The sequence below is a fragment of the Polyangium jinanense genome (assembly GCF_028435265.1).
In the GTDB taxonomy this organism is placed as follows: Bacteria; Myxococcota_A; Polyangia; order Polyangiales; family Polyangiaceae; genus Polyangium; species Polyangium jinanense.
Genome location: NZ_JAGTJK010000061.1, coordinates 51106 through 62515 on the forward strand (window position 1 = coordinate 51106; position 11410 = coordinate 62515).

The 11410-nt window shown below is 69.1% G+C and carries 8 protein-coding genes; 4 read left to right on the forward strand and 4 right to left on the reverse strand.

The features are described from left to right. Positions 1-202: 202 nt before the first annotated feature. Positions 203-1099, forward strand: a complete 897-nt coding sequence (locus tag KEG38_RS47690) for an alpha/beta fold hydrolase (RefSeq protein WP_272427587.1) — start codon at positions 203-205, stop codon at positions 1097-1099. 84 nt (positions 1100-1183) lie between these two features. Here the strand turns inward: KEG38_RS47690 and KEG38_RS47695 are convergent, their stop codons facing one another. Then, a complete protein-coding gene (locus KEG38_RS47695; RefSeq protein WP_272427589.1) occupies positions 1184-5932 on the reverse strand; it encodes a DNA glycosylase AlkZ-like family protein in 4749 nt (1582 codons plus the stop codon). Further along, positions 5929-6780, reverse strand: coding sequence for an Fpg/Nei family DNA glycosylase (locus tag KEG38_RS47700; protein WP_272427591.1), 852 nt, complete (start codon positions 6778-6780; stop codon positions 5929-5931). The genes KEG38_RS47695 and KEG38_RS47700 overlap by 4 nt, the downstream gene beginning before the upstream one ends. Positions 6781-6895: 115 nt before the next feature. On the opposite strand from KEG38_RS47700, the gene KEG38_RS47705 reads away from it, so the two are divergent. Both KEG38_RS47705 and KEG38_RS47710 read left to right on the forward strand, forming a co-directional pair. Next, positions 6896-7297, forward strand: a complete 402-nt coding sequence (locus KEG38_RS47705; protein ID WP_272427592.1) for a hypothetical protein — start codon at positions 6896-6898, stop codon at positions 7295-7297. A 177-nt stretch (positions 7298-7474) separates the two neighbouring features. Then, the gene (locus KEG38_RS47710) at positions 7475-8335 is read left to right on the forward strand and encodes a DUF6891 domain-containing protein (protein ID WP_372518241.1); all 861 of its coding nucleotides are present in this window, start codon (positions 7475-7477) and stop codon (positions 8333-8335) included. 204 nt (positions 8336-8539) lie between these two features. Here the strand turns inward: KEG38_RS47710 and KEG38_RS47715 are convergent, their stop codons facing one another. Together KEG38_RS47715 and KEG38_RS47720 are read right to left on the reverse strand one after the other, a co-directional pair. Then, positions 8540-9313, reverse strand: a complete 774-nt coding sequence (locus tag KEG38_RS47715) for a hypothetical protein (RefSeq protein ID WP_272427595.1) — start codon at positions 9311-9313, stop codon at positions 8540-8542. 164 nt (positions 9314-9477) lie between these two features. Beyond that, the gene (locus KEG38_RS47720; protein ID WP_272427597.1) at positions 9478-9924 is read right to left on the reverse strand and encodes a hypothetical protein; all 447 of its coding nucleotides are present in this window, start codon (positions 9922-9924) and stop codon (positions 9478-9480) included. Between the two features lie 487 nt (positions 9925-10411). Between KEG38_RS47720 and KEG38_RS47725 the strand changes: the two genes are divergently transcribed. Then, positions 10412-10846: an FHA domain-containing protein gene (locus KEG38_RS47725; protein ID WP_272427599.1), complete on the forward strand. Its 435-nt coding sequence runs from the start codon at positions 10412-10414 to the stop codon at positions 10844-10846. Positions 10847-11410 lie beyond the last annotated feature (564 nt).

The window sequence follows — 11410 nt, forward strand, 5'->3', positions numbered from 1 at the left end:
GTGGCACGTGCGGAATTCGGAGGTGGTCCGGATGCCGCGCCCAATGCCGATGCGCCCACGTCTGTCGGGTTGAACGTCAGCTCGTTTGTCGGCGGAAACTTCACGCGTGGGATCGGGGCCGGGGGTCATCGTCTATCTCCTCATACAGACGGAGCTGCGGACCGGCGTCACACTTTGGGTATCCCGCGCGACGATGAAGGCCATGAAGCCGCCTCACCCGTTCGTACCTTCGTCGTCACGGTCCACCAAGCGTTTGCTCGTGCTCATGTTGGTTGCGCTTCCCTGTGCGGCGAGCTGCACGGAAGCGGGGCGCGACGGCTTGCTTGTTCCCGATCATGCGCGTGCGCCCGAGACGAGCACGGCGGCGGGCGCAATCGGTGCCGCCGGTTCGGCGAGCGCGGCGGGCTCCGCGAACGCGAGCGCCTCCGGCCCACCGGCGAGCCCATCCGCGCCCCCGGCGGGAGATGCCAGCGCACCCGCGAGCCCGGCCGTCGTCGAGAAGCTTCCTGTGCCTTTTGACCTGCCGGCGTCGATCGTGAAGAGCGCGGATGGGCGCCCGCCGCGCATCGTATTTTTGCCCGGCCTTTGTTCGAATGCGGGCGCCTACCTGTGGGGTTTTGCAGAAGCGGCGCGTGCGCACGGCGGAGCCGTCGCGATCGACGGCGATAAACCGTGTGGTGGTTTGCAGGATTTTCGCAGCATCTCCTCGGATCCCAAACACGAGGAGCCGCGCATCCAGGCGGCTCTCGCCGCTGCCGGTCACGCGACGCCGGCATCCGCCGATGTCATTTTGGTTGGCTATTCGCTGGGCGCGACGCTCATCGAGAACTTGGTGAAGGCGTCGCCCGATCGGTATCCGCGCGTGGTGCTCATCGGCTCGCCGCGCGATCCGCGGCTCGATTGGCTGAAGGGTGCTCGCGCGGTGGCGACGATGTCCTGTTCGTTCGACGTTCCGCGGCGCATGAAGGGCGCGGTGCGGATGCTCGAAGGGGCGGGCATCAGGTCCTCGTATTTCGAGATGCCCGGGTGTACCCACGGCAACCTGGCGGAAGGGGATCGTGTGTTTTCGGAGGTGCTCACGTGGATCACGAGCAGCTAGCGGCCTGAGCAAGGCGCGGCGTGGTTCCAGGCGCATTCACATGTCCAGGGTCCGCGCGATAGGTCTCGCGGCCGTACGCCGAGGTCATCCGTCGAAATCGTCTTCGAGATCGAGGAGGTCGCCATCGTCCTCGGGCGGCGGCGCGTGTTCGCTACCTTGTGGCGTGGGCGTTGCCGAGGCGAATTTGCTCGACCAGGGCCTTCCCCAGCCGCCGGGCGCGCCGAAAGGCCGCGAGGGGGGCGCCGCGGCGGCGGCTTGACGCTTGAGGAATCCCTGGCTCGTCGCGACGAACCCCACTTCTTTCAAGGCGTCCGCGAGCGGCGAGCGGGCCGTGGGTTCGCCGTCGACCGTGGCGATGAGGACGATCCGCGCGCGACCTTCGTCGACGAGGTCCGCGAGCGCGCGGGCGAGCGCGCGGCTCTCCGCGGTGCGCTCGGGCTCGTCGCGCGGCAGGAACGTGAGGAGCCCGCGCTCGCTTTTGCCCATCCAGGCGAGCAATTTGCCGTCGTGGAGAAGGACGCGCGCGCCGGCCGCGCGTTTTGGCCGCGAGGCGCCGCGGCTACCGCTCTCCGGCTCGGCGTCGTCGCCCGGCCAGCGCACGGACGCGCCAAAAGGATTGGCCGGATCGGCCGCCGAGAGAACCAGCGTGCGGCCCTCGGCCGAGGGCTCGCGGAAGGAGCGGAGTCGATCGTCGGCGCCCGGAAGCGCGAATTGCGCGGCGCCGAGGCCCGCGACGAAATAGCCCCGACGAACCCTGCCCGCTTCCTCCATCGCGCGGAGGACATCGTATACGGCGGAAAAACCGCCCACGAGGCCCTCGGCATGCGCGGCTTCGCGGGTGAGCACGCCGTGGCGATCGAGGAGAATACGCGCGAGCGCGGCGCGGCGCTCGGTTTCGCTGGGGCCGTTCTCGGAGGCGGATGGCAGGAGCGACCAGCGGCCCTCGCTGCCAGGCGGTCCCGCGCGACGGGCGCCGAAGAGACCGCCGCGGCTCGAATGCCGCCGACCGCCGCGTTTTTCCTCGCGGCCGAGGGAACGCAAAGGCGCGAGCGTGTCGTTCGTGACCTCGCCGGCCCATACGAGCTCCCACAACGCGGCGAGCACGTCGTGCCCAAAGCCGCCCGTTTCTCGCAGGAGATCGCTGAAAAAGACGGCGCCTCTCCGCGCGAGGGTCTCGCGAACACGCGCGGCGAGCGCGCCCTCGGCTTTGCCGGGCGGCGGCGCGAGATAGGGATAGGCCTGCGAGAGATACAGGGCGATGCGACCCGAGGAATCGCCGACGGGCTCGACGCCGCGCCAGATGACCTCACCGGCGGCGCAAAGCGCATCGAGATCGCCGGGGCGATACCCGTCTACACGCGCCGGGAGGATCTCGGCTTCGAGCGCGGACGCGACGAGCGGCGCGCCTTGCAGGAGCTCGACGGCGTAGAGCAATGCCTCCTGGCCGCGGCGCGGGCGCGTGAGGCCGTGCCATTCCACGAGGAAACGCGCGTATGCCTCGGGCGGGACGGGCTCGACCTCGGCGCGGAGGCGCGCGAGGGAGCGTTGCTTGAGCGAGCGGAGGACCTCGGTGTCGCAATACTCGCGGCCGGATCCGCCGGGCAAGAGCTCGCCCTCCGTGACGCGGCGGCGCGTGGCGAGGATGGCGAGCGCCGCCCGCACGGGGCCGACGCCGAGGCCGTAACGTCGCGCGACGTCCTCGGCACGGAAGGGGCCGTGTGTCCGGGCATAACGGGAGACAATGTCGACGAGCGGATCCGCCGACGGTTCGAGGAAGGCCGCGGGCAAACCTCCCGGAGGCACGACGCCGAGCGCATCCCGCAGGCGCCCCGCGTCTTCGGCCGCGACGAACCGTCGTTCGCCCGCGATCGTGACCTCGAAGATGCGCCGCGCGCGCGTGAGTTCGTCCAGAAAACCGGATACGCGGGTTGCGCCTCCGCCATCTTCGTCGGTCCCGGCGCGCGCAAGGATCTCAGCCCGCGAAAGATCACCGAGCGAGAGCAGGAGATCGTGGACCTGATCGGCGTGCTTCAGGGGGCGTTTTCCGTCGAGGCGCTGGAGCGAACGCGCGAGCAGCTCGATCGAGGCCGGATCGAGTAGCTCGCGCATCTCGGCCTCGCCGAGCAGTTCCCGCAGGCGCGCGTGGTCGATCGCGAGCATCTGCGCCTTGCGCTCGGCGAGCGGCAGATCGCCGTCGTACATGAAGTTGCCGACGTACCCGAAAAGCAGCGACGCGGCGAAGGGTGAGGCCGCGCGGGTGTCGACCTCGTGCACGCGGACCTTGCGAGATTCGATCTTCTTCAGCAGGTCGATGAGTGCCGGCAGATCAAAGACGTCGCGAAGAACCTCGCGGTACGTTTCGAGGAGAATGGGAAACGAGCCGTACCGCGCGGCCACGGCGAGCAGGTCCGAGGCGCGTTTTCGCTGGGCCCAGAGCGGCGAGCGTTTGCCCGGGCGCTTGCGCGGCAAAAGCAAGGCGCGGCCGGCGCATTCGCGGAAGCGGGCGGCGAAGAGCGCGGAAGCGCCGAGGCTGCGGACGACGAGATCCTCGACCTCGTCGGCGTCGGGGAGCAAGAGGCGCGCGTCGGGCGGGCCCTCGGATTCGGGGAAACGAAGAACGACGCCGTCGTCGGCCCAGACGGCCTCAATTTCGAGGGCGAGCTCGGCGCGGCAGCGCTCTTCGATGGCGCTCGCGAGCGGGGCGTGTACGCGCCCGCCGAAGGGCGAGAGAATGCAGACGCGGGTGTCGCCGACCTCGTCGACGAAACGTTCGAGCACGATCGTGGTGTCGCTCGGGACCTCGCCCGTCGCCGCGGCTTGATCACGGACGTAACGAATGAGGTTTTTCGCGGCGCGCGTGTCGAGGTGGTGTTTTTCGCGCAGGAGGCGCTCGGCCGCGACGTCGTCGGCCTTTCCAATCTCGCGGGCGACGCGGCCGATCTCGGTCCCGAGCTCGACGTTGCGACCCACGCGATCGCCGCGCCAGAAAGGCATTTTGCCGGGTTCGCCGGGCGCGGGGACGACGAGGACGCGGTCGTGCGTGATCTCGGTGATGCGCCAGGAGGACGCGCCGAGGACGAAGACCTCCCCTTCGCGCGCCTCGAAGACCATCTCCTCGTCGAGCTCGCCGACGCGACGACCGGGTTTGCCTGCGGATTCCTCCGTGGCGAGGAAGACGCCATAAAGGCCACGATCGGGAATCGTGCCGGCATTGACGACCGCGAGGCGTTTGGCGCCTTCGCGCGCGCGGATCGCGCCGGTCGTCCGGTCCCAGACGATACGCGGGCGCAATTCGGCGAACTCGTCCGAGGGGTAGCGACCGGAGAGCATGTCGAGCAGGCCCTCGAAGCTCGCGCGCGGGAGCTCCGCGAAGGGTGCGGCGCGACGAACGAGCGAAAAGAGGGCGTCTTCGTGGATGGAATCCATCGCCGTGATCGCGATGACCTGCTGGGCGAGGACGTCGAGGGGGTTTCGCGGGTAAAACGTGGCCTCGACCTTGGCGTCGATCATGCGGCTCGTGGCGGCCGCGCACGCGAGCAGATCGCCGCGGTGTTTCGGGAAAACGACGCCGCGCGAGGTGGCCCCGACGGCGTGGCCGGCGCGGCCGATGCGCTGGAGGCCGGCCGAGACGCTGGGCGGGGATTCGATCTGGACGACGAGGTCGACGGCGCCGAGGTCGAGGCCGAGCTCCAGCGAGGAGGTCGCGACGATACACGGGAGGCGTCCCTCTTTGAGGGCTTCCTCGATGCGCGAGCGTTCGTCCCGCGCGACGGATCCGTGGTGCGCGGCGGCGATCTCGGCGCCTGCGGCCTCGTTGATCGCCGCCGCGAGCCGCTCGGAGAGCCGGCGGCTGTTGGCGAAGATCATGGTGGATCGATGCGCGCGGACGAGCTCGACGAGGCGCGGGTGAATGCTCGGCCAGATCGATCGCGCCGCCGGATCCGCATTCGGCCCCTTCCCCGCGTCCTCGCCGGGTTCGCCCATGCGGGTCATGTCGTCGCGGGGTTTGGGGGCGTAGCTCCGCTCGCGGAGCGAAGCCCCCAAATCGTCGACTGGGACTTCAATCGAGAGCTCCAGCGATTTTGGCGCGCTCGCATCGACGATGGTGACGGGGCGCGGGACGAACTTGCCCTGGTCGTCGATCTCGCCGCCGCCGAGCAAGCGCGCGATTTCATCGAGCGGGCGCTGCGTCGCGCTGAGGCCGATACGCGTGGTCCGCGGCCCCTCGCCGCGCAGGGCTTCGAGCCGCTCCAGGGACGAAAAGAGGTGCACGCCGCGCTTCGTGGCGGCAAGGGAATGGATTTCGTCGATGATGACGGTGTCGACCGAACGCAAAATCTCCCGCGCGTTCGAGGTGAGCAGGAGGAAAAGCGATTCGGGGGTGGTGATGAGGATGTCGGGCGGGCGTTTTCCGAGGCGCGCGCGCTCCTCGGGCGAGGTGTCGCCGGAGCGAATCGCGACGGTGGGGACGCGGAACGGGATTTCGAGGCGCTCGGCGGTCTTCGTGAGGCCCGCGAGCGGGGCGCGGAGGTTTCGCTCGACGTCGGCGGCGAGGGCCTTCAGCGGCGAAACGTAGAGAACGCGGCAACGAGCCTCTTTCGGAGGTTCGTCCGAAAAGACCAATCGATCGAGGGCTACGAGAAACGCGGCGAGCGTCTTGCCGGAGCCCGTGGGCGCGAGGAGCAGGGTCGACTTGCCGGCCTGGATCGGCGGCCAGCCTTTTTCCTGGGCCTCGGTGGGTCCGGGAAAGGCGCTCTGGAACCAGGCGCGCGTCGCCTCGTGGAAATGGGCGAGCGCGCCGCCTTTCGAGGTTTTCGCTCGGGTCCGCGTCACGCGTGTGCCTCCCGGTGCGCTGCGCGTCGAGGTGCCTGACATCGGGGACAAGAATAGGTGGAGCGCCGCGCCTCGCCCTGGCGGCGCATTTCGATGAGGGCGCCGCAATCGTAGCAGGGCTCGCCCGCGCGGCGGTAGACGGAGAGAGGGCCCTCGCCGGGACGCGCGCCCTCGCGGGTCGTTCGTGTGTGGCCATTATGCGCGCCGGGTCCGCTCGCGTGGGGTTTGGCGGTAGCGTTGGCGACCATGATGCGGCGGGCGAAGGCGAGCAGGCGCGCGAGCTCCTCGTCGGAATGGGCGTCCACGGGGGCGAACGGATCGAGCCGCTCGTGGAAGAGGATCTCGCTTTTGTAAACGTTCCCGATCCCGGCGACGACCTGCTGATCCATGAGCGCGTCGCCGATCTCCTTGTGGCCCATACGCCGGAGCCGGGTGAGCGCGGCGGCCTCGTCGAACGCGGGAGCGATGAGGTCCGGGCCGGGCCTGCCGATGGCCGGATCACCGGCGAGCAAGCTCGCGCGGACGAGGCGCGCCACGGGCGCGCGGAAGCAGACGGCGACGAGGCCGGGGACGGCGAGCACGACCGTGGCGAAGGTCGGAGACCGGCGCCAGCGCTCGTTCTCGCCATAAAGGTGCCAGGCGCCGCCCATGCGGAGGTGGGTGTGGAGGACGGTGCCCTCGTCGAAAAAGACGAGCAGGTTCTTGCCTCGCGCCTCGATCTTGGTGACGAGATGGCCCGTCAGGCGGTCGATGGACTGGTGCCGAAGCAGGAGCGAACGCACGGGCTGTCCCACGAGCCGCGGGCCGAGCGCGTTGGCAATGCGGTGGAGGGTGTCGCCTTCGGGCACGGCTCCGTCGTAACAGCGGCGAGACGGTCCGACAAGGGATCGGGCACGGACGCAGGGATACCTTCCCTTTTCCGCGGTAAAACGCGACAACAGCGACGTGCGTCGAGGGTTCGGAGTGCTCGTCAGGTGGATCGTGGCCCCGGCCGGCTGCGGCGCGCCTCCGCCGGCGCCGCCCCCGCACCGCGCGGCCGCGACCGCTTCCGCTCCCGCTCCCGCTCCCGCCTCCGCCTCCGCCCCCGCCCCCGCCCCCGCACCGCCGCCGAAATCCGCGCGGGCCGAGGCGGCCGAGCGTATCCTTTACCTGGCGACGCACCTGCGCACGACGGAGCTCCGCGAGGCTTGTCCCGAGACGCTCGCCGAGGCGCCGCGCGTGCGTTGCTTGCTGTCGCTGCGGTATGCGGACAACGCGGCCTCGAAAAAACTCGCGCTCGATCTCTACGAGGAGACGGGCTCGCTCGCGGGGCTCTTGCCCGAGGAGGAGACCGAGGGCGGGCGCGGGCAGAGGGTCTCTGGATGATCGGAGGGTAGGCGCTCAAGCGGTCGCCCGCGCGCACCGTGACGCCCGCGTGCACGTTGAAGCCCGACGCCTCCGCGGCCCATGGGGCCTTGCCCGCAGCGCGGAAGCGCGCGTCATCGAGCGCGAGCAAGGTGCCGTTTGCCCCGACAGCATCAATTCGGTACATTCCGCGGCCTGATGGACACAGCAGCGAGTATCGCCACAGAATATGCTCACCAGCTCAACGCGGACGCCCTCCGCCGCGCGCGCATCTTGGTGAGAGGCACCGCGGAGCGCTTCAAGACGCTGGACGGCAGCACCAACTACATCCTCGCGTGCGCGAGCGAGGCCGCGCCGGAAGTCGTGGCGGCGTCGGCCACGAACACGTTTCGCGCCTACTGCAGGGCGCTCTGGAGCGAAGACTTTGCGCTCGAACAGCGGTGGACCGACCGCACCACCAACGACGCCATCGACGAGGCATTCACGAGGCTCGATCGCAGCGGTATCGTGGCGATGCAGAACGCCGGCGGAACCCAGGCGATGGGATGGGCCGAGGTCAACGCGCGCATCGCCTCGCTCAGGTCGAAGAAGAAGAAGGTGCTCGGCGCGGTCTTCTACCACTCCCAGGATGTCGAGCGCGGCGTCGAAGGCGAGGGCCTCCTTCTGACGTTCGGCGCGCTGGACGGGACGGACGAGAGCGCCTCCGCCGTCGCGAACGCCGTCCTCGACGCCCTGCGCGCCGAGGGGGTGGCCTGCGAGTGGAGCGGTGAAATCGACGCGCGCATTCGCATCGCGCCGTTCGCGTGGAAGATGCGGAGATGGACGAAGCCTCCGGCGAGGCAGACTCCCGTGCCGTGGCGGACATTCGTGCATCCCGACGGGCGCGTGTGGTCGGTCGCGGGATTGAACAACCGCGTCTGCGTCCGGATGAAAGACATAGACGGCGACATCCTCGAGCGTCAGACGGCGTCGAAGAACATCGCGACCGACGTGGCTGCGCTGACCAACGAGCAGCTGGCGGAGGGCTTCACGCCAAGTGAGTCGTCGATGATGATTTGACAACGCGCGCCGGAGCCAGAAGTGGCGGGAGAGCACGCGCGCTCTTGCGCAGCACCGAGCGCGGTGTCAGCCGCCGTAGGTAGCGCAGGAAGCGCGTGACCACGTGCTCCACGTGGTCGGCTACGCCGGGCACAACCGATTGATGGACGGCGTCGCGCTCCCGTCCCGCGAAGCCTGCGCCGAAGAAGAGAGGGGGACGGTTTTTTACCGAGAAGGCGGGGCTTCGATCGGTCGCGCCAGCGCAATCGCGAAGGCCACGTCCGAAGGGCTCGGCGTCATTGCCGCGCGACGCTCGATCGCTCGCGCGAGCTCGTGGAGCGGAACCCCGTCGTCCAAGGCCGTCCTCGCGATTCGGGCCGCTTCTTCATCGGGAATGTCGAGCCGCTGCGAGCATAGGAGGAGAAGGTCGCCCGCGCCGAGTTCGACGGCGAATCGGTCGATACCGACCCCCGATGTGGCGAGTGCCCCGAGGCCGTTGACCATGATGTTGAGCGGGATCTGCGCAGGGTCGATGTCGCGGAATTGCGGTGTGCGATCTCCGACGAGGTGCATGTAGTGCTCGACCACGAGGTTCTCGAAGTGGTCGGCGCCTGCCCGGAAGAGGAGCGCTCGCCCGATCCCCACGTGCGCTCCAAGCACGCGAGCGCCGTCCAGTCGCGTGGCGGTGCACCCGGCCATGAGGCTGGCCGGGGAATGCTTCGGGGGACCGGCAAGCTCCCTGTCGATGTCGGCAAACAGGGAGGCGAGCTCACGCGCTGCTCGATCCCCCGAGTCCGCCGCGTGCTTCTCGTATTCGATGTCGGCAGCTCGTGCCACCCCGCCGGCCCAGCGCGCGAGGTCCGGAACGCCATCAGCGGCCCCCACGAACCTGGCCTCCGCGGCAGAGGTCGAGCCTCGCGCCAGAAGCCCGCGCACGGTCAATCGTGCGCCGAGCCACCCCGTGCCGTGTCCGCCCGTCCCGCCCGAGACAACGAGCAATCCCTCTCGAGCTCCGGCGGCGACATCGACTGTCTCGCTGCCGCGCGAAGCGCACAGACCCAGGGCCCACTCAATCGTGAGGGCGGTGGGGGCGTGTTCGGCCATCGGTGCCATCAGAGCCCTGCAGGACCTGCTCGGTCAAGTGCATTGCCCGTTTGTCCACGTCAGAGCGGCACGTCGGAAGAGAAGTCCGGATCGTTCATATCGAACATACCGACGAAGCCCATCATGATCTCGACGTTCTCGTCGAGTCGGAAGCGAGACACGCTCGGGGTGGCGACCTGCTGGAGGGCCTCCCCCTCGTCGTCGGCGGCGAAGTCATACTCGAGGATGAGCCGCCGGAGCTGCGGGGCGGAGAGCGGTGGCAGGTTCGCGACCTGGTTCGCATCGAGCCTCAGGGCGGTCATGTGCGGGTGCGCATCGAGAGCGGCCTGGAGGACGGCTTGCTGCCCTGTCAGGTCGAGGAACCAGGTGCACAGGCGTCGGAGCCCGGGCAGGGGGTGGGAGGCGATGAAGGCGAGCCACTCCGGCGTCCTCACGGTCACATGCGTGAGCGCCTGCCACACGCCGCTGGACGCGAGAGACGCCGTCGAGTTCCACGGCCAGCTCATGGGAGGCGCGCCGCTGAGGGTCTGGCCCGGACCAGTCGATGAAGGTCCCGCCGCCCTCGTGGTACACAAGCCCCGGGACGAAAGGCAGAACCGGTGGCTCGCCTCGCTCGAAGGCTCGCACCACCGCCACCGCGAGCTTCGTGGGGAGTGCCGCGCCGGCGACGATCCAGACCGGATCCCCCCCACCGTCATCGCCCACCGTGTACCCACCACGGTCCGGCTGGACCGCACAAAGTACAGGCCCCTTTGGCCGCCGCAGGCTGCAGTAATACTGGGGAGGCTCCCCATACACCGGGAGCACCACCAGTTCCTCGGAGCCCCGGCTGGTCTCGAACATCCCGCTGGCCAGCTCGGCCTCCAGTCCCAGGTCTTCCTCGCTCTCCACCCGTGCTTCGCCCTCGGACATGCTTCTCGGTGATACCACAGTCATCAAGGCATCGACTGCGTCCATGGTGAGCCTGTCGGGGGCACCGAGGGCGCTCGCCTCATGCTCCTCGCCGAGGGACATGGTGAGAGGAGCGAGAGCGTCGACAGGGACCGCGCGATACGTTCCTATCCTGCGCACGAGCATGGCCTCTCCTCCGGCGCAGCCACCCACGATCGCCCTGGTCCTCTCCTCCTCGCCCCGGCTTCGGACCAGGGCAGCACCCATGGCACCTTCGTCAACCACTCGCCGGTGCACAGTGTGCAGGTCAGGCTGGGCGATCGGATCGTCGTCGGCTCGACGATGCTGGTGATCCAGGATCTCGATGGGCCCCGTTTCATCTCCTACGGATACGATCCGTCGCTGATTGACAGCCAGACGGGCGCCTACAACCGGCGTCATCTAGACGAGCAGGTCAGCCTCGAGCTGGCGCGACAGGGCAGCGCACCGGCGCGGCGAGATGGCGTCGCTCGCCCTCATCTGCGCCGCGCCGAGTAGAGGATCGGAAGGTGCTCCCGGGGAGTGGGTGCGAGAGCGGTAGAGGATCGGAAGGTGCTTCCGGGGAGCGGGTTGGAGAGCGGTAGAGGACTGGAAGGTGCTTCCGGGGAGCGGGTTGGAGAGCGGTAGAGGACTGGAAGGTGCTTCCGGGGAAAGGATCCGGGGCCGGTGCAGGACCTCTCCGTGGTGACGGGGAGCGGTAGCGATAGCGGAAGCGGAAGCGGGAGCGGGAGCGGCAAGCGAAATCTGTTTGTGTACCGTTCTTGGCATTGCATCGTGAAGGGTTGAGCCCCGCCGCCGGCTCGTTACGAGGAACAGCGCGTCGTGGAATAACGGCTTGAGCGCTGCCTGCCTCCGCCTGGTAGACCTGAGCCGCTGCGCCGGGGCGCTGCCCCGGGCCCCGCGGGGGCTGTTCGCCCCTCGACCCGAACCAGGGCCTGAGCATTGGTCTCATCTCGCGAGCCCATTCTCCCTGAGCACCCGTAGCATCTCTGCTGCGGGTGCCAGTCGTTCGAGCCCGCGGCTGATGGTGACGGATCCGGGGGGTCCTCCGGAGGACTTGCC